Consider the following 24,573-nt stretch of genomic DNA (forward strand, 5'->3'; position numbering starts at 1 on the left):
AATTGGGACGGAGTTTCTCTTGTGATTTCTCCTTTCAATCGAAATGACAAGATTGAAAAACCTCAGAACCTTAGTACCTTAGTACCTCTAAAAAAACTTAAACCGCTTCTTTATCAAAAATCAGATCTAAGCCTCCAGAAATCAAATGTGCCACTTCAGGGCGTTTTTCTTTTAATTGATCTAAATGAACGAGAACTTCCTGTAAAAGTTGTTTCTCATTTGAATGTTCTAAAAGCTCGACGATTTCCACAGCCAATAACCAATCATTAGGATGGTTTTCTTTCAGTTTATGAAATATAGCCTTTAATTCAGTTACGGCACCTTTATTTTCTCTGGTCATACGAACAGTTTGATAAAGTACTTCTAAATCATCTCGTTCGGCAGTATGTTGTGCTTTAATAGTAGTTGTTTTTGGAACCGTATTGATCAGGTCAAAACTATTCACATCGGCAGGGCCGGAAAAAGCCGAAACCACTTTTTTACCAATCGCCATATCATAATTACCCCATTCAGGCTGAAACAAAATCGTTTCGCCATGAGTTACGGTGCAATTTCTAAAACTAATTAAAATGATTTCGCCGTGTAAATTTCTTGAACCGGTAATGATTTCACCTTCTACAATAACGTCACCTTCAAATTCTAATCGAACAGTTTCATTTTCTACGATAGAATAGGCTTGTAAATCTTTAGGGCTCATGTCTTCGATTGCTAAATTGAAGCCTTTCAGTTTCCCAATTGGGCTTCCAAATCCATGAGGATGCGTTAGCGTTCCGTGACCAACTAATTCTTTTTCACGGTAGGATAAAGCCGTTTTTCCGGTAGTCTGAATATAGATAGGTTTTCCTTCATCTTCCAGAACATTAGTAAAAACACCTGAAATCTGTAAACCGGTACTCAACTCAATTGTTCCTAAAGCATTAGAGTGAATTAGTTTTTGTATACCCGAAAGGCCTCCCGTTCTCAAAGCCATTTTATTGGCAAATTCTTCTAAAACCAAACTCAAATAGGAAAAATTTGGTGTTACAAAAAGTTGAGGCTGTAACTGTGTAATATCAAAATTTTGATTGGCAGCAGAGATGTTATAAGGGATCTTCTTTACATTCTCCGTCATGCACCAGGCACTCTCTCCAATAGAGGACAGTAAGCCCGCACCATATATTTTCGGATTATCAACCGTGCCGATTAAACCATATTCTACCGTCCACCAATGCAGGTTTCGAATTTGTGCCATTTCAGACAATTCGCCCATATTGTTTTGTAAATCAGCTACGGCTTTTTCGGCTTCGTCAATTTTTTCCTGTGGTGTATCTTCGGCTTCTTTCAAAATAGAAAGCAGTCGAATAGCCTCATACATTTGATAATCTTTATGAGATGAAATCGCTTTACAGCCAATTTCTCCAAAACGTCTTAAGTATTCTGCATATTCCGGATTAGCAATAATAGGAGCATGTCCTGCACCTTCATGAATAATATCCGGTGCCGGAGTATATTCGATATGTTCCAGTTGACGAATATCTGAAGCAATAACCAAAACATTATATGCCTGAAATTCCATAAAGGCATTTGGCGGAATAAATCCGTCCACCGCAACAGCTGCCCAGCCTATTTCAGTCAGAATTCGATTCATTCCGTACATACTTGGAATAGAGTCAATTTCGATTCCGGTTTTTTTCAACCCATCCAGGTACGAATGATGGGCAACTCTTGAAAGATAATCTACATTTTTACGCATTACATAGCGCCAAACAGCTTGATTAATTGGTGTGTAATCACCATAATCCTGAGGTTTAATAAATTGCTTTAAATGTTTAGGCAATCGCTCTAGTAACGGGTTTGTTTCAATATTGGCATTCATTTCGAAAACGTTGTAGATTAGAATGTAAAATTACGGATTTACGGTGCTAATTTTTGCTATTTATAGCATTTTTTTTATCCGAAATGATTTTTAATTGCATTTTTCGTGACTTTTCCCAATAAGAAAAGGAAGCTTATCTTTTAGCAATCATTGTTTTCGTAGTTAACTTTCTCCAGTTTCTTTTCGTATGATTCAATGTCTTTTTTAGACATACTGATTTCTTTTAGTACTACTTTTAATTGTTTTTTAGTGTCGGGACTTATCCATAAACCACTAAAATTGGTTCCTTCCTTCGTTAAAATCATCATGCCGGAAAAGCCATGTTCTACAAGGGCGAACTGATTTTCGTTTTTTGTGTTTTGCGTAATATTCAGCTGAATCCACCCTCCTGATTTGTCATAACGATAGATTGAAGTGTACATGAGGTCGGCTGTACAGGGATTTTCTTCTGCTTTTATATAAAAAGTGACATTTGTCTTTCCATCGATTGTTCCCTTGTATAAAGTATTTTTTGATGATTGTGCTTTTGTAAAATTTAAAAATAAAAGAGAGAACAAAAAAGAGAGTACTATTTTTTTCATGTGTAAACGCAAAAGTAGATTGGTTAGAATAATTTTATGTGGGTTTAAAAGTACTGTATATTTTAGTTAAGGCAAACAGTAAAATCAGCTAAGTATCAATTAAAAAATTAATGATTTTCAGGATTTCTGAAATACTCAATTTTGTAATTGAACATATAAGCCATGTTGGCTGCCCGCATTTTTGCTTCTTCGGTAATAGTTCCTGAGAAAAGTCCGTCGATAGAAGTGTTAAAAATCAGTACCCAACGATCGAAATGGGTTTTATCTACCGGTAATTGTTTGTGTGGAGGAAAAGGACTTCCTGAATAGGCACGCACATCAAATAAAATAGTTTGCCAAAAACCGTACATTTTTTCTAAATGCTCCGACCATCGATCCTGTAATTTAGCATTGAAAATCGGTCCCAGTAAATTGTCTTTTCGCACTTTACCATAAAAGGTATCGACCATTAATTTTATATCTTCTATGTTTGAAATGTCTTTAAGCGTTGCCATGTTTTTTACTATAAATGAAAGACAAAAGTACGATTAACTCAGTTGTGATCGATGATATTTGTCATTTTCAGTCAATTTATCTTTTTCTGCCGGAAAGGTTGTTCTTATGAAATTTCTATTCCTAAATTCTAATAATTTTTGCTATGAATTGCAGGAGGGTTTTCTCAAATTGGCCGAACACATCTTTTTTTAAAATATTGTTTTACTTTTTGTCAGAATGTTAAATTTTGTTTTTAAAAGCAAAATATTGTGATTTTTTATGTGTTAGTAAGATAAAACTTGTATTTTTAGAAAATATAAGCACGTTTGGGCTGTATTTACTTTATAACAAAATCACTTTCAAAAACAACATGATAAGATTGATAGAAAAATTACTTGAATTAAATAATTATGATAAATTAAAAAATGAATTCGAAGAAATCTTTCTCTCTCATCCAAATTACCCAAGTTTATTTGCAATAACAGATACACTAGATTTACTAGCTGTAGAAAATATCGCTGCAAATGTTCCAAAGGATCAATTGTTAGAGCTACCGGAGTCTTTTTTAGCTCTTTATAAAGAAAAGCTGGTGTTGGTGTCTAAAAGCGAAAAAAATATAAAAATTGTTGACCAGGACGAAGTTAAACAAACACTTTTATTTGATGAATTTACTTCAGACTGGAACGGGATAATTGTTGCAATAGAACCTAATGAAAGTAAAATAATAAAAAATAAAAATTATGATCTGAATGGACTAAAGTACATATTCCCTTTATTATTCCTGGTTTTGTTGTCTGTTTTTATGAATTACTATACCTTATTTGATTATATTTTTCTTGGAACTACAATAGCTGGATTAATAGTAAGTGTTTTTATTGCTCAGGAAAATTTTGGAATAAAAAATACAGTTGTTTCTAAGTTGTGTACAATAGGAGCAAATGTTTCCTGTGATTCGGTTATAAAATCAGAAAAAAATAATTTTATTAAAGGAATTAATTTTCCTGAGCTACCATTGATCTTCTTTAGTACAAGTTTACTTTCTTTATTACTTAAGCCTTCAATGTCAAGTGTTTTTCTCGGTTTTTTAAGCGTGCTCTCGTTTCCGGTACTGCTATTTTCATTTTGGATTCAAAAATTTCAAATTCAAAAATGGTGTATTTTATGCTTGGTAACTTCATTTTTAATAGCAATTCAAGGAGTTGTATGGTTTTTTCAAAATGAATTTACTTTAAGTTTTTCTCCTGATATTTTTGTTTTATTCTTCGTTTTGTTAGTCTCCATTTATTCTATTTGGAAATTGATAAAACCATTTATTAAAGATAGTATCGAAGCCGGGCATGGTTTAAAACAGATGAAAAAATTTAAGCGAAGCTATTCTCTTTTTAATTTTCTATCAAAAGAGGTTCCCGTATTAGATGGTTTCGAAGATTTAAAAAGTTTAAACTTTGGGAATAAAGATGCGGATTTGCAATTGTCGATAATTGTTAGCCCAAGTTGTGGACATTGTCATAAGGCATTTCAGGAATCTTTTGCTTTAGTTTCTAAATTTCCCGAGCGCGTTTTTTTGCGAGTTTTATTTAATGTAAATCCCGAAAACAACGATAACCCATACAAAGTTGTCGTTGAAAGATTGTTGACGATCAATAAAACGGAACCGTCTAAAATCACGGAAGCAATTTCGGATTGGCACATTAAAAACTTAGATTTAAAACAGTGGACAGAAAAGTGGAATGTCAATTTGGTAACAATGATGGTAAATTATGAGATTCAGAAACAGTATGATTGGTGTTTCAAGAATGAATTTAATTATACTCCGGTTACCATTGTAAACGGCAGGTTGCATCCAAATGAGTACGATATAAGTGAACTAAAATATTTTCTGAATGAATTTGCAGAAGAAAGTGAAAATTTAGAAAAAATAATAGGACCTCAAAATATTCTTGCGCAAGAGTAGACAGAAGCTTCGACTGTCTTAAAACGATTGAAGTATTAATTATATCAAAAAAAATAACCATGAAAAAGTTAAAAGATTTAAAAGGAATTGTAGTTTTAGGTAAAAATGCATTGAAAGCAATCAATGGTGGTCTGGGAGAAAGATGCGTTGAAGGTGGACCTAGATGTCTTCCTCTAGGAAGTACAAAGTGCGTGAACGGATTTTGTGCGGCAAGAACAGATATGTAATAAACTACTTAAAGTGAGTATATAAACTTAGAACCTGTTTCAATTTTAAGCAGGTTCTAAGCCTTTAAGAATAATAATTAGTAGCTATTTCCTGCTGTACGCTGTATCTTTTAAGGCAGAGAATTTACGTAAAGCGAGAATTTTTTCGATTGCCTAAAAAGGATGCCGCTTCCATCAGGGCTAGAAACTCCGTTTTCAAAAACATCAAACGAAGTTCCTTATAATAGCCAATACATATTGACTTTGGTAATTATAAGCTTTGTTTTATCCGATCAGTTGTGTAAACAAATCCTGACGGTCATTTAAGTATTGAAACTCAAATCCGCTTTGGGTCATGTTCATTTTAATAGCCAGTATATCCTTCTTGTTTTTTAGTTCTAAGCCAACGACAACAGAACCTACTTCCCGGCTGTTTTTCTTAGCAAATTGGAAATAAGTAATATCATCATCAGGGCCTAAAATATTGTTTACAAATTCTTTTAAAGCCCCCGGACGCTGTGGAAATTGAATCATGAAATAGTGCATCAGACCTTCATACAATAAAGAGCGCTCTTTTATTTCGGCTGTTCTTTCAATATCATTGTTACTGCCACTAACCACACAGACTACTTTTTTACCTTTTATCTTATCCTTATAAAAATCTAAAGCGGCAATAGTGAGAGCTCCTGCAGGCTCTACCACCATGGCTTCTTCGTTGTACAAACGCAAAATTGTAGTACAAACTTTTCCTTCCGGTACCAGAACAATATCGTCTAAATTAGTACGGCAGATTTCGAAAGTTTTGTCGCCCACTTGTTTGACAGCGGCACCATCCACAAATTTGTCAATTGTTTTTAAAGCCGTGTTTTTATTTGCTTCGATAGAGTTTTTCATCGAAGGAGCTCCTTTAGGCTCCACTCCAATAATTTTTGTATTAGGGCTTAATTGTTTAAAAACTTCAGACAAACCTGAAGCCAGTCCACCGCCGCCTATCGGAACAAAAACATAATCAATAGGTTCCTTGCAGCTGTCCAGAATTTCTAATCCTACAGTTCCCTGACCGGCAATAACTTTGTCATCGTCAAAAGGATGGATGAATGTTTTTTGATTTTCGGTTGCATCTGCTGTAGCTGAGGCATAGGCATCATCGAAAGTATCTCCGGTAAGTACAATTTCAACAAATGATTTTCCGAACAATTGTACCTGTTTAACTTTTTGTTTTGGAGTGGTTTTGGGCATGTAGATTTTGCCTTTTATTTGTAAAAGATGACAGGAGTAAGCCACGCCTTGTGCATGATTTCCTGCGCTGGCACATACAATTCCGCTTGCTTTTTCGGTTTCGGTTAACGAAGAAATCTTGTTGTAAGCTCCTCTGATTTTATACGATCGTACAATTTGTAAATCTTCTCTTTTTAATAAAATAGTAGATTTAAACTCTTCCGAAAGATTTAAATTTTGGGTGAGTGGAGTAGCGGCAACCACATTTTCAAGTTGCTTTTGAGCAGCAAGTACTTCGTTAAATAAATTCATATTGTTTGTTTTATTTTTTGCCACAGATTCAAAAGATTTTTAATCTGTGACAAAATAATTTAAATAAAAAAACCTCCCGATCTGGGAGGTTTTATAAATTGTATTTTGTTTACTTATTTATATATTACCTCGCCATTATTGCTGAATTGCAATAATAGTAATAGAGATAATAATGTTATTTAAGTTTTTCATTTCAGATAATTGAATCGCAAATGTATTAATTATTTTGAGAAGATTTCAATAACTTTTTTTAGTTTTTGTAAAAAACTGAAAACAGAGACTGAAAACTACTTTTTAACCGGAGGGTATTGTGCCAGAATTTTAGATACAAATTCGGCAACCTTTTCGTCTTTTTTAGCAACGTTTTTGGTTAGCGTTCCAACACCTTCTCCTTGCCAGATCATTTCTTTTTTCTTAGCATCAATCAAATCAATGAATAGAGTTCCTTCGGTAGAAGTAGAAACGGTAGTCTGGTTTCCTCCGTACATCATGTAAGGATTCCATCCCCATCCCCAACCATAACCCCAGCCGGCGCTAAATTGATTTACATTGACTTGTTCTCTTGCTTTAGTAAAAATATTAACTAATAAATCAGGGTTTTCGCTTTTGGTAAAACCTTTGGCTTGCATTTGATCATCGATGGCACGTAAAATACGTCTTTTATCCAAATCAGAGATTTCAACCTTATCAATTCCGGGCTTGAAGAAAGCATACGTTTTGTAAGAGCCAAAATTTACGTTTTTGTCGTAATCAGAGTAAACGCTAACCGTGCTGCATGACGCTAGTATTAAAAGCAAAAAAACGGGTACTAATTTGAATGTTTTCATATGTTTAAAATTTAATGTTCTCTTTGATCTGCCAGACTTCGACTACGCTCAGTCTGACTGAATATAGCCGCTTCAAACTGAGCCTAGCCCTGTTTGACTGAGCGAAGCCCTGTGTCAGACTGAGCGAAGCCGAAGTCCTCATTTTTTCAACCCCGCTCAGCTTAATATTTTTGTCTAAAATAGATTTTCATCTACAATATTAGGCAAAGTTACTTTTAATAAAGGCTGAACTTCCATTGCTCTTTTGATAGCAAAAATTGCTTCGTCATTTCGCGCCCAGCTTCTTCTTGAAATTCCGTTGTTAACATCCCAAAAAAGCATTGAGGCTAAACGCTTTGAAGCCTCTTTGGATCCATCAAGAACCATACCAAAGCCACCATTTATAACCTCTCCCCAGCCAACTCCGCCGCCATTATGTATAGAAACCCAGGTTGCCCCTCTAAAGCTGTCTCCAATCACGTTTTGGATGGCCATATCGGCTGTAAAGCGTGAGCCATCGTAGATGTTAGAGGTTTCTCTATACGGAGAATCTGTTCCCGAAACGTCATGATGATCGCGTCCTAAAACAACTGCTCCAATTTCACCTTTGGCAATCGCCTGATTGAAAGCCTCGGCAATTTTAATTCGGCCTTCAGCATCGGCATATAGAATTCTGGCTTGTGAACCTACAACCAGTTTGTTCTCCTGTGCACCTTTGATCCATTTAATATTATCCTGCATTTGCTGCTGAATTTCATTTGGAGCTGTTTGGGCCATTTCTTCTAAAACCTGACTGGCAATAGCATCTGTTTTCTGTAAATCTTCCGGTTTCCCCGAAGTACAAACCCATCTAAACGGACCAAAACCGTAATCAAAACACATAGGTCCCATAATGTCCTGAACATAACTTGGGTACTTAAAATCAATATTATTTTCGGCCATTACATCAGCACCTGCGCGTGAAGCTTCTAATAAAAAGGCATTTCCGTAATCAAAAAAGTAAGTCCCTTTTGCAGTGTGTTTGTTAATGGCTTTTGCCTGACGGCGTAATGATTCCTGTACTTTCTCTTTGAATAATTCAGGATTATTAGCCATCATTTCGTTAGCTCCTTCAAAAGAAATTCCAACAGGATAATAACCTCCTGCCCAGGGATTATGGAGAGAAGTCTGATCTGAACCCAGATCAATTTTGATGTTTTCTTTGTCGAAGCATTCCCAAACGTCCACCACATTTCCTAAGTAAGCGATGGATACTACTTCTTTATTGGCTTTTGCGGTTAGGACTCTTTTTACCAGTTCTTCTGTCGAAGTTACAATTTCATTGATCCAGCCCTGTTCGTGACGAATCTTAGTTATTTTTGGATTTACTTCGGCACAAACCGTGATACAGCCGGCAATATTTCCGGCTTTTGGCTGTGCGCCCGACATTCCGCCAAGCCCTGAAGTTACAAAAAGATTTCCTTCCGGATTTTGTTTGATTTTTCTGAAACCGTTCAAAACAGTAATCGTTGTTCCGTGCACAATTCCCTGAGGCCCGATGTACATATAACTTCCTGCAGTCATTTGTCCGTATTGCGAAACTCCTAAAGCATTCATTTTCTCCCAATCATCCGGTTTTGAATAATTTGGGATAACCATTCCATTTGTTACGACAACTCTTGGAGCTTCTGCATGCGACGGAAACAATCCCATTGGATGTCCTGAGTACATGGTCAATGTTTGCTCGTCTGTCATTTCAGACAGATATTGCATCGTCAGTAAATATTGTGCCCAGTTTTGAAAAACAGCTCCATTTCCACCATAAGTAATTAATTCATGCGGATGTTGTGCTACAGCATAATCCAAATTGTTCTGAATCATGTGCATGATGGCTTTTGCCTGCAATGATTTTCCCGGATATTCATCAATTGGACGAGCATACATTCTGTACTCCGGACGAAAACGGTACATATAAATACGTCCGTAAGTTTCTAATTCTTCCGAAAACTCCTGAATTAATTCCGCATGGTGCTTGGCATCAAAATAACGCAATGCATTTTTTAAAGCCAGCTTTTTTTCTTCAGCTGACAGGATTTCTTTTCGCTTTGGCGCATGGTTAATCGCTAAATCGTAAGTTGCTTTTGGAGGTAATATGGCAGGTATTCCTTGTTGTATTTGTTCTTGAAAAGTCATTTTTTTAAGGTACTTAGTTGCTAAGATTCAAAGTTGCTAAGATAATTTAGCAAGATTAACAACAGATTAATTTTTTGTTTTTTTAGATTATGTCGCTCCGCCTGAGTTGAATTTCTGATCGATAATTTTACTTTTACAAATAGTACATTCCTAATGGAGTTATTCTAAGTCCTGAAAAGGCGACATATTTATAATAGAAAACAATGCGATCATTTGGTAAAAGCCCCAGAGGAGCGAAATATGGCCAATGAATACTCGATTCAAAAAATAATGATCTCATTTTCAAATTGGCACATTTTCAATTTAAAAAAAATAACTAAGGATAACGGATATCCGACCTGTGATAGGATTTGTGGATGGTAATCCTAAATTTTCGAAACAGAATATCCATTTATAGATTTTTAGATTGTTAGACTTGCTTAGATTGTTAGATTTCTTTAAAGTGAATCTAAGTCTTGTAATTTTACAATTGTTATTTATTTTATTGACTTCTTGTCATTCTTAGATGAAGATGATTAGGATAATCTAAGTAGTCTAAAAATCTAACGATCTAAGAAGTCTAAAGAATTATTTCCTTATTTCCCCTGTTCGTTTGTCAAATCCATACGGACAATGACGACAGCCGCTTTTACAGCAATAACCACGTTTTAGATGGTGTTTTTCAGTAAAGCATTTATAACCTTCGGGGGTATAGTAAAAATCTTCCCCTTCAGTTAATTTATTTTCATTACTTTGCTCCTTCATAAATCTGCATTGCGTTCGTGTTCCTCTTTTTTAAAATCAAAAATAATTAATAGATTGTGACTTTAATGAAATTGGACAATTTTCATCTACAAATTTATAAATTTTACAGCTAATGTTTCTGATTGTTGCTAAATATTTAATTCCAAAAGGGTATCGGGGAATGGCTGTGTTTCCGTTTGTGATTTTGAAATATGATGCAGATAAAGCAAATGCTGTTTTTGTCAATCATGAAAAAATTCATCTTCGACAACAAATGGAATTATTGATACTTCTGTTTTATATTTTTTATGTTTTTGAATATGCAATTCGGCTGATACAATATAAAGACAAAGAGCTGGCGTATCGGAATATAAGTTTTGAGAGGGAAGCTTACGCCAATGAAACTCAACTAAATTATTTGAAAAACCGATCTTTTTTTGGCTTTTTGAATTACTTAACTTTAAAACACCATTAGATTTTGAATCAGGAAATTCATATTACTTTTCCGAAGGGTATTTCGCTGACTATAAAACGGGAAGATTTGATTCATCCGTTTGTTTCAGGAAATAAATTCAGGAAACTTAAATACAATTTACTTCAGGCGAAAACCGAAGACAAGAAGACGCTGTTGACTTTTGGTGGAGCTTTTTCCAATCATATTGCAGCAGTTGCTTATGCTGGAAAAGAGCAGGGTTTGAGAACAATTGGAGTGATTAGAGGCGAGGAGCTTTTTAATAAAATTGAAGAGAATCCTACATTAAAATTTGCTCAGGAAAACGGAATGGAGTTTGAGTTTGCGACGCGGGAAGAGTACCGACATAAAAATGAAGATTCCTTTATAGAAAAACTAAAAGATAAATTTGGTGATTTCTATTTAGTACCCGAAGGCGGAACAAATGAACTGGCCGTGAGAGGATGTGAAGAGATTTTGACCAGAGAAGATGCTCATTTTGATTTTGTTTGCTGTGCGGTAGGAACGGGCGGAACAATATCGGGATTGATTAATAGTGCGTTGCCGCATCAGAAAATTTTGGGATTTCCAGCGTTAAAAGGTGACTTTTTAACCGATGAAATTCGTATTTTTGCAAAGAAAGATAACTGGGATTTAATTTCTGACTATCATTTTGGAGGTTATGGGAAGGTAAATTTGGAATTAATTGAATTTATCAACGCTTTTTTGGAAGAAAATAAAGTGCCTTTAGATCCAATTTATACGGGAAAGATGGTTTTTGGCGTTATAGACTTAATACATAAAAACTATTTTCCTGAACATTCAAAAATTTTACTCCTTCACACCGGCGGACTGCAGGGCATTGAAGGAATGAATATTAAATTGAAGCAGAAAAAATTACCAATACTTAAAAGCAATGGTTAAAAAAATATTAGCACTTTTAATTCTGGCAACTGTAGTAGGCTGCTCTTCCAGTAAACCTACTATCGCGACGACCAAAAAAGCGGCAGAAGTCCAGAGGCCCAGAGTGGCAACAACCAAAAAGCCAACTTATACCAAACCAATTGGCAAAAAATACCCTTCTACAAATAATACAACTGAGGTTATTCAGTCTACTTCAAAAACAGTTGTAACCAGCGATTTAATCAATAATTATATTTTACAGTACAAAGATATTGCAATAGGCAATATGCAGAAGTACGGCATTCCGGCAAGTATCATTCTGGCACAGGGAATTTTAGAATCCGGTGCAGGAAAAGGAGATCTGGCCCTGGAAGCCAATAATCATTTTGGGATTAAATGTCATAAGGATTGGCTGGGAGAAAGTGTTCGTCACGATGATGATTCTGCTCAGGAATGTTTCAGAAAATATACAGAAGCATCTGAATCGTACAGAGATCACGCTTTATTTTTGGTTGGAAAAAACAGATATGCAACTTTATTTACTTACGAAAAAGACGATTATAAATCTTGGGCAAAGGGATTAAGAGCGGCAGGTTATGCGACAGATCCCAATTATCCGGATAAATTAATTAGCTATATCGAACGATACAATTTACATCAATACGATTGTCAGGTTACTGGAAAAAGCTATAAACCTTTTGAAAAATCAGCTCCGGTGAGAAGTTCTTCGGCTTCTTCCAACACTCCGTCATCTTCTAATTCCAATGATCCAAATTTATATGAAGTTCAAAAGGGAGATACCTTGTATTCGATTTCAAAAAAATTCAACGTATTGGTTGACGATTTAAAACAAAAAAATAATCTTTCGGATAACGCGATTTCGATAGGACAGAAGTTGAGAGTGAAATAGTTTTCAGTCTCAGTCTCGGTTTTCAGTGTTGGTTCGAATTCATTAAAATCTAAATTCAGAAATCTAAAATCTAAAATCATAATGATTTATAAAAGAAGTAGTCAGCTTTTTGCTGAAGCAGAAAAAGTAATTCCGGGAGGAGTAAATTCACCGGTAAGAGCATTTAAAGCGGTTGGTGGAACTCCAATTTTTGTAAAGAGCGCCAAGGGTGCTTATTTGTATGATGAAGACGGAAATAAATTAATCGATTATATCAATTCATGGGGGCCAATGGTCCTGGGACATGCTTACCAGCCAGTTGTGGATGCGGTAATCGAAAAAGCAAAACTGGGAACTTCTTTTGGAATGCCAACGGAATTAGAAACTGAAATTGCAGCTTTAGCGGTTTCGATGGTTCCGAATATTGATAAAATAAGATTTGTAAATTCAGGTACAGAGGCTTGCATGAGTGCCATTCGTTTGGCTCGTGGATTTACAAAAAGAGATAAAATCATCAAGTTTGCAGGCTGTTACCACGGACATTCAGATTCATTTTTGATTCAGGCGGGAAGTGGTGCCGTAACTTTCGGATCGCCAAACAGCCCTGGTGTTACAGAAGGAACTGCAAAAGATACTTTATTGGCAAAATACAATGATCTAGAGAATGTAAAAACTTTAATCGACGCTAATAAAGGTGAAATTGCTGCGATTATCATCGAAGCTGTTGCAGGAAATATGGGGTGTATCCCGCCACAAAAAGGTTTTCTGGAAGGCTTAAGAGAATTGTGTACGGCAAACGGAATTTTACTGATTTTTGATGAGGTTATGACTGGTTTCCGTTTGGCTCGTGGTGGAGTTCAGGAATTGTACAACATCAATGCGGATATCGTAACTTTCGGAAAAGTAATTGGTGGAGGTTTACCTGTAGGTGCTTTTGCAGCCCGTGAAGAAATCATGAATTATCTAGCACCGCTTGGTCCGGTATATCAGGCAGGAACATTATCAGGGAATCCGTTGGCAATGGCTGCAGGTTTGGCAATGTTACAGGCACTGAATAATGATCCGGCAATCTTTACCCGTTTAGAAGAAAAAACAGCTTACTTAGAAGCCGGAATCGATAGAGTTTTAAAAGCCAATAATGTGATTTTTACAATCAATAGAGTAGGATCGATGATTTCAGTTCATTTTGATGCAAATCCGGTTGTTGATTTTCAAACTGCTGCGAAAGGCGATAATGAAACGTTTAAAAAATTCTTCCACGGCTTGTTGCAAGAAGGGGTTTATATTGCACCATCGGCTTACGAAACCTGGTTTATTACCGATGCGCTAACTTATGAAGATCTTGATTTTACAATCAATGCGATAGATAAAGTTTCGAAAACTTTTTAAATCTTAGAAATTAAAGTATATATTTTTTTTCAATCGAAGACTCAGTTTTTTTAGTAAAGCTGGGTCTTTTTTTTGTTTTGTAGTCGCGGTGTTTAGTCGCAGTGTTCAGTTACAGTGTTCAGTCACAGTTTACATTTCACATTTCACATTTCACATTTCACACAATTCAGTCTCGATTTACAGTTTAAACACTAAAATCGACAAGTAATCGACAAGTAGTTAATGAAAAGTTAATAAATGACTTTGTTATCATATATTCAGGATAAAAATTATTTTTGTTTATTACATAACCATTAAACCTGCAATAAATGAAGAAATTTCTCATTTTAACTACAATAGCAGCATTTGTGCTATTTCCCACTTCTCAATTTGCACAATCAAATAAGAAAAAATCTAAAAAAGACGAATCGGCAGCTGCTCCACCGGAGAAAAAACCGGAGTCATCAATTAAAGACTATAGCAAGGTAATCACCAAGGACGCTATTTCAGATGATGGACTTTTTAAAGTACATAAAGTCGATAAAAAATACTATTTCGAGATTCCCAATAAATACCTGAACAAAGACATGCTTTTAGTAAGCAGGCTGTCTAAACTGCCGGCTAATTTGGGTGGCGGTTATGTAAACGCAGGATCAGAAACCAATGAGCAACTAATTGTCTGGCAGCGTTTTCAGGATAAAATTCTAATCAAATCAAAATCATACAATGCAGTTGCCAACGATACTTTACCGATCAGTATTTCGGTAAAATCAAATAACTACGAACCTACTTTATTTGCTTTTGACATTGTGGCTTTTAGTAAAGATTCGGCTAACACGGTAGTAGATGTTACTAAATTTTACAGCACCGATGTGAAAGCCATTAGTGGGATATCGGCAGAAATGCGTGAGACGTATAAAGTAAAAGGACTTGACGATTCAAGAAGTTTTATTAATACGATCAAAAGTTTTCCGATGAATATCGAGGTGATTCAGGATATGACCTATAATGCTTCAAAACCATCGATGCTGGAAGATACAGAATCAATTAGCATTCAAATGAACCAATCGATGATTTTATTGCCTGAAGTACCAATGAAACCAAGATTGGCAGATCCAAGAGTAGGCTGGTTTACCATAAGCCAGTACGATTATGGAAGCAATGAATTGAAATCTGACCTTAAAACTTACATTCGCCGTTGGAGATTGGAACCGAAAGATCCGGAAGCGTATGCAAGAGGAGAACTAGTTGAACCGGTAAAACCTATCGTTTACTATTTAGACCCTGCGACTCCTGAAAAATTACGCAAGTATATTAAACAAGGAATCGAAGAATGGCAGAAGCCTTTTGAGACGGCAGGATTTAAGAATGCCATTATCGCAAAAGATGCCCCGACAAAAGAAGAAGATCCTGACTTTAGTCCGGAAGATGTTCGATATTCTGTTGTTCGTTATGTGGCGAGTACTACTCGAAATGCAGTTGGTCCGAGTGTTTCCGACCCTAGAAGCGGTGAAATAATCGAAAGCGATGTGATCTGGTACCACAATCATTTACGTTCTTACAGAAACCGATATTTATTAGAAACCGGAGCGGCAAACCCATCAGCCAGAACATTACAAACCGGTGATGAAGAAATGGGAGAGATGATGCGTATGGTAATTGCTCATGAAGTAGGTCATGCTTTAGGTTTTCCGCATAATATGGGGGCAAGCTGTGCCTATGATGTAGAAAGTTACCGAAATGGTGATTTTACACAGCAAAACGGAATTTCTGCCAGTATTATGGACTATGCGAGATACAATTATATTGCACAGCCGGGAGATAAAAATATTCGTTTTATTCGTAAAATGGGAGCTTACGATCACTATGCTCTGAACTGGGGATACAGAGTGATTCCGAATGCAAAATCTCCTCAGGACGAAACAGCAACTCTGGACAAATGGATTTTGGACAAAGCCGGAAATCCTTTGTATAAATTTGGAAAACAAAGCAGTGCTTTTGACCCTACTTCTCAAACCGAAGATATTGGAAATAATTCAATGAAAGCAAGTACTTACGGGCTTAAAAACCTGGAATATGTAGCAGCCCACCTGAACGAATGGACCAGTAATGTGACCAATAACTACGAAGATCTGGATGAATTGTACAAAGAAATGTTAGACGTTTGGAGCCGATATGTTGGGCATGTGGTGACAAATGTTGGTGGGGTTTATGAAAATACAAAGAAACCAAATCAGGCAGGAAGTGTTTATGAGGTAGTACCGAAAGCGAAACAAATTGAAGCAATGAACTGGCTTCAGGCAAATGCTTTTGCATCACCAACATGGATTGTAAATGTCACGACTTTAAAGAATACCGATTTTGCAGGTTATGCAGAAAAATTCAGAAGTTTACAGGTGAGACAGCTGAACAGCTTGCTTAGTATTGGACGTATCGGCAGATTGGTAGACAATGAAATTCTGGGGGCAGATACTTACAAAGCGCTGGATTTATTGAGAGATACCCGAAAAGGAATCTGGAAAGAAGCCGCAACACCAGGAAATGTTACGATTTACAGAAGAAACTTGCAGCGTGGCTATATTGATCGAATGGGAGCCTTAATGACAGAAGAAATTAAGCCATCTGACCGATCAACGGTATATTATAATGTGGGGCAATCTGATGTCAGAGCCTTGGTTCGTGGAGAACTGAATGCGTTAAGAGGTACACTTTTAGCAGCAAAAGCAAGACCCGTAAATGCAGAAACCAAATACCATTACGAGGATTGTATTAAAAGAATTGACTTAATTCTTAATCCGAAATAAGAATTTATAAAAAAAGAGGCTTTAGGGCCTCTTTTTTTGTGAATAAGATTAATTGTTATCTTTTCTGTCTTTCATTTTTTCTTTTGCTTTCTCCCTGTTCTCGTCTTTGATGGCAGTCCATTTTTTGTATTGGTCGTCATTCAGGATCGATTTCATTTTGGCATCATTAGCCGTTTTTTCATCTGCCATTTGTTGTTTAAAAGCTGCTTTCTGCTCTGTAGTGAGTTTTGTACCACTATCTTTTCTGTTTTTACGGTCTTCTCTAAACTTTTCAGCGTTGGCACTTCTGTCAGCCAGAAGCTGTTTGATCTGAGTTTGCTGATTGGCATCCAGATTTAGTTCAGAAGTAAGTTTCTTTAATTGTCTGTCATTGCGTTGTTCGGGAGTTAGTCGCTCTCTTTGTGGTTGAGCAGACTGATCCGCTTCTTGTGCAAAACCTGCTATCCCAACGAATAACAAAGCTGCAATAATTAATTTTTTCATGAGGTACGTTTTTTAATTGTTTATAGCGTTTAGACTTTATCGGAGGAAAGAGGTTTAACGAGATCGTCAGAATTATAGTTTATTTAACAAAATCAGATGTGAAACCAGTTTATCTGATTGGTTTTTAGTGTTTTAATAATGGTTTTGTCGGTCTATGTTTTTTGTCATGTTTTTATAAGAAAAGGTTAATTAAATTTGTTCTTAATATTAGGAATAAGGAATAGTTATCATCAGAATCAAAAAATGGAAGAGGTATTTAATAAAAAAAATAAAAACAGGGTTTTAAAAGCGGTAAATGGAGAGATGTCCTATCAGAAGTTAACTGCAGCAGAATGGCATCAGTTTGTTCAAAACTGGAATTATGATGATGGGATTGAACCGTTTGAGTGGATTGTCAAACAAAAAACACTTGATAAAGGAACTGTTCTTTGTTTGTATTGGCTGTTGCAGCCCGATTATTTTTGCAGGTTTAAAAGTGAAGACGAGGCAAGAGAAGATTTGCATTTCGGGCAATATAAATTGTTGAAAGAAATCGAAGAAAGATATACAGCAGGCTTTTATCAGGACGAAAATTTTTCCTTTGATCCCAAAGAAAGTTTTGCAGATGAAAATTCCGGTTTAAAATGCATTCCAGCTGAAATGCTGATTAAGACAAAAGGAGTAGCTTTCGAACGACTGGATATTGAATTTGCTTTTTTAAGAAATCCGAACGAAAAAGAGCTGAAAACGATCGCCAGCCGCATTGCAGATGCCGTGAAGATTATTCAGATTTCAAAACCTGATTTTGTTTACGATAATTCAGATACAGCAGTAAGTGCCATTGTCGACAGTGTAGGATACTGGAAAGTGAATGAGTTAGGGAAGATCAAAATTAAAAATCTGTCGTATTTATGGATGGATTGTATGCATAAAAAACACAATTGGGACTGGATTGTCTGGGATTGGGAAACCGGAAATAATCTGGGGGTAACAAATGTTACCAAAGAGCTAACCTGTTTGGCAGATACCATTATCAATCATACCATAGACGGATTTCAGTCAACTTCGATAATTAGTGATTTGTACAAGGACTTAGAAGGAGTGAATAATTTTTATGATTTAAAAAGAGATCTTTACAGCGGGATTGGGTTACTTTTTAGTACCGATCATATGAAATTCAGAAACTAATAGGTGCTAATTTTTCTAACTGCAGCAAATTAACTTTAGAAGAATTGTTTAATTTAGTAAAAAACAGAAGCTAAAAACTTTAAAAAATAAAGACAAGATGAGTTTAAACAATACAGTTAATAAGAATAAAATAGCTTTTTTTTCAACACAGCCTTACGATAAAACCTTCTTTAATAAATATAATGATTCGTTTGGTTTTGAATTGGATTTCTTTGAAACACAATTGAATCCTCAAACAGCTGCATTGATTGAAAAAGCATTGATTGTTTGTGTTTTTGTGAACGATATTGTCAACGAAGCAGTATTGAAGCAATTGGCTGAAAAAGGAGTGAAAATTATTGCTTTGCGTTGTGCAGGTTTTAATAATGTTGATTTGGATGCCGCTAAAAAGTACAATTTGAAAGTTTGCCGTGTTCCTGCTTATTCGCCTCAGGCTGTTGCAGAGCATGCTATGGCGATGATTCTGACCTTGAATAGAAAAACGCATAAAGCTTACAACAGGGTTAGGGAACAAAATTTTGCACTGAATGGTTTATTAGGATTCGATTTGTTTGGGAAGACTGTCGGAATCATTGGAACTGGAAATATTGGGAAGGCCTTTGCAAAGATTGCGATAGGATTTGGCTGTAAAGTTCTGGCGTATGATATCGTAACCAGTGTAGAAATGGAAAAAGACGGGGTGCAGTTTGTTTCGCTGGAAGAAATCTTCAAATCCAGTGATATTATCTCTTTGCATTGTCCCTTAAACGACCAAACGAAACATATTGTTAACAAGGAGTCTATTCTTTTAATGAAAGACAGCGTGATGATCATCAATACCAGTCGTGGAGCTTTGATTGAAACAGCGGCTGTTATTGAAGGTCTGAAAGAAGGTAAAATAGGGTATTTGGGAATTGATGTTTACGAACAGGAGGAGAAATTATTTTTTAGAGATCTTTCAGCTGATATTATTCAGGACGATGCGATTCAGCGTTTGATGAGTTTTCCAAATGTACTGGTGACCGCACATCAGGCCTTTTTTACGAATGAAGCTTTAACGCAGATCGCTTTGGTGACTTTTAATAACATTAAGTCTTTGCTGGATCAGAATGATATCGAAAATAAAGCAGCTTTGTTAGTTTAAATGAAATTACAAACCCGACAGGTTTTAAAAACCGGTTTAGAAACGGAATCGTAAAAATTAAAAAAAGTGAAAATATGAAAAGAAAAATTTTAATGGCATTTATAGTTTTAGGAATGATTTCGTGCCAGAATAAAGAAAAAACAGAAAAAGAAAATGTTATCGAAGCAATGGCAACTGACACCATGACAAAAACAGCAGTCGGAACTGCGGATGTAAGTGATGTTCCTGTAAAAGACGATAAAACGGTAGAGTTAATCAGAAAGCAGCTTCTGGTTTTGCTAAAAAAGGATTTACCGGCTTTGACAAAAGACGATAGGTTTTTTTATTATGATGCATTTGATTTAAATAATGATCAGAAAGAGGAGTATTTTGTAGGCTTCTCTAATTCCTATTTTTGTGGAAGTGGTGGCTGCTCCGGATACATTTTAAATAATGACGGAAGTCTGATTAATTCTTTTACAGTAACTGATTTCCCAATTTATGTAACCACTTCAGTATCTGAAAAATTTTATAATCTAATAGCTGTAAGTGGAGGGAAATTTCATCTTCTAAAACTGAAAAACGGAAAATATCCGTCAAATCCATCTGTTCAGGAAGTTGTCAAAGAGGAGGCTACAAGAGAAAATGCAAAGGTTTTGGATATTGATGGGAAGAAGTTGGAGAAGTACTCGTTTTAATCAAATTGTATTAAAAAATAAACCCGACAGGTTTTTAAAACCTGTCGGGTTTGAATATTAAGATGTCAATATTAGAATTTTGAATTCCCAGAATTGACTTTTTTATAAAATTATCCTACCAATTCCACAAATTTAAACTCACCTTCAACCGCTACTTTAGTCAGGCCATGTTTAGATAAATTTTTCATGGAAGCATCCCATTTTTTACCGCTTAAATTAGCTGTAATTTTTAATTGCTGAAGATCCATTTTATTTTCACTTTTCTGAAGTAAATCGATGATGAATTTTTCTTCATCAGAAAGTTCTATCTGAGCCTGTTTTTTCTCCGGACGCATTTGCGGGAACAATAAAACTTCCTGGATTGAGGCATTATTGGTTAAATACATGATCAAACGGTCCATTCCAATTCCCATTCCTGATGTTGGAGGCATACCATATTCAAGTGCTCTTAAGAAATCCTCATCGATAATTCCGTTTGCTTCATCATCACCTTTTGCGGCCAAACGCATTTGATCTTCAAAACGCTCGCGCTGGTCAATCGGGTCATTTAATTCTGAGTAAGCATTTGCAATTTCCTTACCGCAAACCATTAGTTCAAAACGCTCCGTAAGAGCCGGATTGTCACGGTGTTCTTTACATAAAGGAGACATTTCTTTTGGATAATCAGTAATGAAAGTAGGCTGAATGTAGTTTCCTTCACATTTTGCGCCAAAAATCTCATCGATTAGTTTTCCTTTCCCCATAGTTTCGTCAACCTCAATTCCCATTCCTCTGGCAGCTTCAAACAATTCCTGCTCTGTTTTTCCGGAAATATCAAATCCGGTAAAATGTTTAATAGAGTCGGTCATCGTAACACGAGCGTAAGGTGCTTTAAAGTTGATTTTGTGCTCGCCAAAAGTAACTTCACTTGTTCCGTTTACCGCAATCGCACAGTGCTCAAGTAAGCCCTCTGCAAATTCCATCATCCAGTTGTAGTCTTTGTAGGCTACATATATTTCCATGGCTGTAAACTCAGGATTATGCGTTCTGTCCATCCCTTCGTTACGGAAGTTTCGGGAGAATTCATAAACCCCTTCAAATCCACCCACAATTAATCTTTTTAAATACAATTCGTTTGCAATACGCATGTAAAGCGGAATGTCAAGCGAGTTGTGGTGTGTAATAAAAGGTCTTGCCGAAGCACCACCCGGAATTGATTGTAAAACGGGAGTATCAACTTCAAGATATCCTGCATTGTTAAAATAACCACGCATTGCTGTAAATAGCTTGGTACGCTTGATAAAAGTTTCTTTAACCTGAGGATTTACGGTTAAATCTACATAACGCATTCTGTAACGCAATTCAGCATCGTTAAACGCATCGTGTACATTTCCTTCTTCATCAACTTTTGGCAGCGGAAGCGGACGTAATGTTTTACTTAAAAAAGTAAATGCATCAACGCGAATACATTGCGCTCCAACTTTTGTAGTGAATAATTCTCCTTCAATACCAATAAAGTCACCTAAATCAGTTAATTTTTTAAATACCTGATTGTACAACGTTTTATCATCACCTTCACACAAAACATCACGATTCACGTACAATTGAATACGTCCTTCGCTATCCTGTAATTCAGCAAAACAAGCTTTCCCCTGATCTCTCACACTCATCAAACGTCCGGCAACAATAACCTTCTTACCTTCCTCAAAAGATTCCTTTATCTGCTTTGAAGTATGATTTACAGGAAAAAGATTAGCCGGATAAGGATTGATTCCTAAGTTGCGTAAGTTTTGAAGTTTTTCTCTTCGGATGATTTCTTGTTCTGATAATGCCATTTTGTGCTCTTTTTTAAGTGTGCAAAGATAAAGAAAAGAATGTAGATTTCAGAATGCTGATTTTAGATTTTTTGAAGCATTACTTTTTTGGTTTTCAAGGTGGTTTTGTCCCGCTATACGCTTGCATCTTTTCTAAGGTTCTAAGATTATGAGGTTCTGAGAATCTAAGGATCCAACAAAACGGTTAAACGATTAAACAGTTAAGCGATAAAACAAATCACCAATTAAACAATCCACGAAACTTCGTATCTTTGAGGAAAAATTAACCACAATGAAATTATATAAGTTACTCAGTTTTTCTTTTTTATTCGCCACTCTGGCAAGCTGTACTTTTACCGAAAATATTTATGTAAGTGATAACGGGACCGGAAAGTTTTCTTTAGATATGGATGGTTCTGCTTTAATGGCAATGGCAGGAGATCAGATTGGAGATCAAATGGGAGCTAATAACAAAAAAAATATGGATTCTACTTTTACCTTCAAACAGCTGTTGGCGGATAAGGGAGAAAGTATTTCAAAATTAGCTCCGGAAGTTCAAAGTGAGATCAAAAAACTGGAAGATCTTGTGGTTAATGTTAAAGTAAATGATGAGAAAAAAGAATTCCTGATGACGTTTTCTGAAGACTTTAAAAAAGTGAATGATCTGCATGATATTCTGCAATCGGTGAATACACTTCAAAAGCTGGTGGGAGGAGCAGATGCTTCGACACCTTTTGCAGGAGGTTTGGGAGATAATCATAGTACGGTAAGTTTTAATTACGATGGAAAGAAATTTACCCGTAAAGCAACAGTCGATAAACAAAAGCAAGCTGAAAAAGTAAAAGATTCGACAGCCGAAATGTCAAAAATGGTTTTTGCATCTTCTACTTATGTTTTAAAATATCATTTTCCAAAACGCATTAAAAAAGTGTCAAATCCGACTGCTTTGTTTAGTGAAGACCGAAAAACAGTTACAATTCAATACCCTTTCACGGATTATATGGAGAATCCGGACAAACTTAACTTTGATGTTGAGTTTGAAAAATAATTAAGATGAATAAAAAAATTCAACTTCAGGATTTAGGAAACAAAGACTATAAATCGACCTGGGAATATCAGGAAGAACTTTTCAAAGATATAGTCGACCTAAAGATCAGAAACAGAAGGGAAGAGCTCGATCTGGAAACTCCCAATTATTTGTTGTTTGTAGAGCATCCGCACGTGTATACACTAGGCAAAAGCGGGGATTTTGAAAATTTGCTCCTGAACGAAAAACAGCTTGAGGCCAAAGGAGCTACCTTTTATAAAATCAATCGCGGTGGTGATATTACGTATCACGGACCGGGACAAATTGTAGGATACCCCATTTTGGATCTCGAAAATTTCTTTACTGATATTCATAAGTACTTACGTTTTCTCGAAGAATCTATTATTCTGACTTTGGAAGAATATGGTTTAAAGTCCGGACGAAGTGACGGTGAAACAGGAGTATGGCTGGACGTTGGAACTCCGTTTGCCAGAAAAATTTGTGCGCTTGGCGTTCGGGCGTCACGCTGGGTAACCATGCACGGATTTGCTTTAAATGTAAATGTCGATTTGGGTTACTTTGATAACATTATTCCATGTGGAATCCGTGGTAAAGGAGTGACTTCCTTACAGGTAGAGCTTGGCGTCGAAAAAGTTGATGAAGAAGAAGTAAAAGCGAAAATCATCAAACATTTAACTCATTTGTTTGAAGCGGAGTTTGTTTAAAAAAAGAGCTTTTGAAATATAAAATAGTATGATACATGCTGAAGAAAATAACAATTATAGAATTGCTGTTCCTTCAGCATTTGATACTGTTTTTTCACATTTTTATTTTGCAGAGAATAAAACCAATATTCCGGTAACGAAAACATTATTGCCTACTTTTCAGACCATTTTGGTCTTTATTTTTGGAGAAGGTGCTTCTTTAAAATCACAGCAAAATACAACTCTTGAAGTACAGAAATGTGTTGTTTTAGGTCCAATAAAGCAAGCTTTTGAATACACCTTAAATCCTGATTCGGAGATTTTGGTTGCCAATTTTAAAGAAGACGCATTTTACAGATTCTTTGGAAGTGCCCTTCTTACTCATTCTTTACCCATCAATCCGGATACTTTACTTGCTGAAAATTGTTTTGCCCTTTTATGGGAAGAACTTAACGAACGCTCTGATCCAAAAGAACGTGTAGACTATATTTTGGAATTTTGCAAGCCTTATTTGCGAGAACAGCATGTTATGACCTCTCTTTTAACCGATTTTAGAGAAAAAAACATAGACCCTATAAAGGCAGTCGCAGCTGAAACTAATCAATCAGAGCGAAATGTTCAGCTCAATCAAAAGAAGTTTTTTGGCTATACGATTAAAGAGATTAGTCGTTACGAGCGTTTTTTTAAAGCCGTTGAAGCCATTCAGAAAGATATTTTAAAGGACTCTAAAACAGATTGGCTTGCTATTGTAGAGCAATGCGGTTACTACGATCAGAGTCAATTGATTCATGATTTTAAATATTATATGAATATCTCTCCAACCAAATTTCTGAAATTTCAAAGCGATATCTGTAGTTCAAAGAAGGTTTAGAAATCTACTTTT

General features: G+C 35.8%; 23 protein-coding genes. 13 read left to right on the plus strand and 10 right to left on the minus strand.

Going from position 1 to position 24,573, the window contains the following annotated elements; genetic code table 11:
* Nucleotides 1–97: 97 nt before the first annotated feature.
* From ACAM30_RS13025 to ACAM30_RS13035, 3 genes are all read right to left on the minus strand, one after another.
* Nucleotides 98–1,855, minus strand: coding sequence for an aromatic amino acid hydroxylase (locus tag ACAM30_RS13025; RefSeq protein WP_369615057.1), 1,758 nt, complete (start codon nt 1,853–1,855; stop codon nt 98–100).
* 140 nt (nt 1,856–1,995) lie between these two features.
* Nucleotides 1,996–2,436, minus strand: a complete 441-nt coding sequence (locus ACAM30_RS13030) for a hypothetical protein (protein WP_369615058.1) — start codon at nt 2,434–2,436, stop codon at nt 1,996–1,998.
* Between the two features lie 107 nt (nt 2,437–2,543).
* Entirely contained in the window at nt 2,544–2,930 is a 387-nt protein-coding gene (locus tag ACAM30_RS13035) for a group III truncated hemoglobin (protein WP_369615059.1), read from the minus strand.
* Between the two features lie 350 nt (nt 2,931–3,280).
* Between ACAM30_RS13035 and ACAM30_RS13040 the strand changes: the two genes are divergently transcribed.
* A complete protein-coding gene (locus ACAM30_RS13040) occupies nt 3,281–4,864 on the plus strand; it encodes a vitamin K epoxide reductase family protein (protein ID WP_369615060.1) in 1,584 nt (527 codons plus the stop codon).
* Between the two features lie 59 nt (nt 4,865–4,923).
* Nucleotides 4,924–5,091 (plus strand): hypothetical protein, encoded by a 168-nt coding sequence (locus ACAM30_RS13045; protein ID WP_369615061.1) that lies wholly within the window; start codon nt 4,924–4,926, stop codon nt 5,089–5,091.
* A 264-nt stretch (nt 5,092–5,355) separates the two neighbouring features.
* Here the strand turns inward: ACAM30_RS13045 and ilvA are convergent, their stop codons facing one another.
* From ilvA to ACAM30_RS13070, 5 genes are all read right to left on the minus strand, one after another.
* The gene (gene ilvA / locus ACAM30_RS13050; protein ID WP_369615062.1) at nt 5,356–6,600 is read right to left on the minus strand and encodes a threonine ammonia-lyase IlvA; all 1,245 of its coding nucleotides are present in this window, start codon (nt 6,598–6,600) and stop codon (nt 5,356–5,358) included.
* 287 nt (nt 6,601–6,887) lie between these two features.
* Nucleotides 6,888–7,427, minus strand: coding sequence for a DUF4136 domain-containing protein (locus ACAM30_RS13055; RefSeq protein ID WP_369615063.1), 540 nt, complete (start codon nt 7,425–7,427; stop codon nt 6,888–6,890).
* Between the two features lie 174 nt (nt 7,428–7,601).
* Nucleotides 7,602–9,578, minus strand: coding sequence for a urocanate hydratase (locus ACAM30_RS13060; protein WP_369615064.1), 1,977 nt, complete (start codon nt 9,576–9,578; stop codon nt 7,602–7,604).
* Between the two features lie 133 nt (nt 9,579–9,711).
* Nucleotides 9,712–9,858, minus strand: coding sequence for a hypothetical protein (locus ACAM30_RS13065; RefSeq protein ID WP_369615065.1), 147 nt, complete (start codon nt 9,856–9,858; stop codon nt 9,712–9,714).
* Nucleotides 9,859–10,145: 287 nt separating this feature from the next.
* Nucleotides 10,146–10,322, minus strand: coding sequence for a DUF5522 domain-containing protein (locus tag ACAM30_RS13070; protein ID WP_369615066.1), 177 nt, complete (start codon nt 10,320–10,322; stop codon nt 10,146–10,148).
* 112 nt (nt 10,323–10,434) lie between these two features.
* Between ACAM30_RS13070 and ACAM30_RS13075 the strand changes: the two genes are divergently transcribed.
* The 5 genes from ACAM30_RS13075 (at nt 10,435) to ACAM30_RS13095 (ending at nt 16,716) form a co-directional block, all read left to right on the plus strand.
* Nucleotides 10,435–10,776: a hypothetical protein gene (locus ACAM30_RS13075; RefSeq protein WP_369615067.1), complete on the plus strand. Its 342-nt coding sequence runs from the start codon at nt 10,435–10,437 to the stop codon at nt 10,774–10,776.
* Between the two features lie 3 nt (nt 10,777–10,779).
* Complete coding sequence (locus ACAM30_RS13080) at nt 10,780–11,676, plus strand: 1-aminocyclopropane-1-carboxylate deaminase/D-cysteine desulfhydrase (RefSeq protein WP_369615068.1); 897 nt, start codon at nt 10,780–10,782, stop codon at nt 11,674–11,676.
* On the plus strand, nt 11,669–12,565 hold the full coding sequence (locus ACAM30_RS13085; protein ID WP_369615069.1) for a glucosaminidase domain-containing protein: 897 nt from the start codon (nt 11,669–11,671) through the stop codon (nt 12,563–12,565). Before ACAM30_RS13080 ends, ACAM30_RS13085 begins: the two co-directional genes overlap by 8 nt.
* A gap of 81 nt (nt 12,566–12,646) precedes the next feature.
* Nucleotides 12,647–13,933, plus strand: a complete 1,287-nt coding sequence (hemL, locus tag ACAM30_RS13090; protein ID WP_369615070.1) for a glutamate-1-semialdehyde 2,1-aminomutase — start codon at nt 12,647–12,649, stop codon at nt 13,931–13,933.
* A 308-nt stretch (nt 13,934–14,241) separates the two neighbouring features.
* A complete protein-coding gene (locus ACAM30_RS13095; RefSeq protein WP_369615071.1) occupies nt 14,242–16,716 on the plus strand; it encodes a zinc-dependent metalloprotease in 2,475 nt (824 codons plus the stop codon).
* Between the two features lie 48 nt (nt 16,717–16,764).
* Here ACAM30_RS13095 and ACAM30_RS13100 read toward each other — a convergent pair whose 3' ends face one another.
* Nucleotides 16,765–17,199 (minus strand): hypothetical protein, encoded by a 435-nt coding sequence (locus ACAM30_RS13100; RefSeq protein ID WP_369615072.1) that lies wholly within the window; start codon nt 17,197–17,199, stop codon nt 16,765–16,767.
* Between the two features lie 243 nt (nt 17,200–17,442).
* On the opposite strand from ACAM30_RS13100, the gene ACAM30_RS13105 reads away from it, so the two are divergent.
* The 3 genes from ACAM30_RS13105 to ACAM30_RS13115 all read left to right on the plus strand — a co-directional run bounded on the left by ACAM30_RS13105 (nt 17,443) and on the right by ACAM30_RS13115 (nt 20,166).
* Nucleotides 17,443–18,366: a DUF4274 domain-containing protein gene (locus ACAM30_RS13105; RefSeq protein ID WP_369615073.1), complete on the plus strand. Its 924-nt coding sequence runs from the start codon at nt 17,443–17,445 to the stop codon at nt 18,364–18,366.
* A gap of 97 nt (nt 18,367–18,463) precedes the next feature.
* A complete protein-coding gene (locus ACAM30_RS13110) occupies nt 18,464–19,489 on the plus strand; it encodes a 2-hydroxyacid dehydrogenase (protein ID WP_369615074.1) in 1,026 nt (341 codons plus the stop codon).
* Between the two features lie 74 nt (nt 19,490–19,563).
* Nucleotides 19,564–20,166 carry a hypothetical protein gene (locus ACAM30_RS13115; protein WP_369615075.1) on the plus strand — a complete coding sequence of 201 codons (603 nt, stop codon included), beginning with the start codon at nt 19,564–19,566 and terminating at the stop codon, nt 20,164–20,166.
* A gap of 110 nt (nt 20,167–20,276) precedes the next feature.
* Here the strand turns inward: ACAM30_RS13115 and lysS are convergent, their stop codons facing one another.
* Entirely contained in the window at nt 20,277–21,980 is a 1,704-nt protein-coding gene (lysS, locus tag ACAM30_RS13120) for a lysine--tRNA ligase (RefSeq protein WP_369615076.1), read from the minus strand.
* A gap of 271 nt (nt 21,981–22,251) precedes the next feature.
* Between lysS and ACAM30_RS13125 the strand changes: the two genes are divergently transcribed.
* From ACAM30_RS13125 to ACAM30_RS13135, 3 genes are read left to right on the plus strand one after another with little or no spacing between them, the layout of a single operon-like run.
* A complete protein-coding gene (locus ACAM30_RS13125) occupies nt 22,252–23,007 on the plus strand; it encodes a hypothetical protein (protein ID WP_369615077.1) in 756 nt (251 codons plus the stop codon).
* A 5-nt stretch (nt 23,008–23,012) separates the two neighbouring features.
* Entirely contained in the window at nt 23,013–23,711 is a 699-nt protein-coding gene (gene lipB / locus ACAM30_RS13130; protein WP_369615078.1) for a lipoyl(octanoyl) transferase LipB, read from the plus strand.
* A gap of 28 nt (nt 23,712–23,739) precedes the next feature.
* Entirely contained in the window at nt 23,740–24,561 is an 822-nt protein-coding gene (locus ACAM30_RS13135) for an AraC family transcriptional regulator (RefSeq protein ID WP_369615079.1), read from the plus strand.
* Nucleotides 24,562–24,573: the final 12 nt, after the last annotated feature.

It is taken from the genome of Flavobacterium sp. CFS9 (assembly GCF_041154745.1).
In the GTDB taxonomy this organism is placed as follows: Bacteria; Bacteroidota; Bacteroidia; order Flavobacteriales; family Flavobacteriaceae; genus Flavobacterium.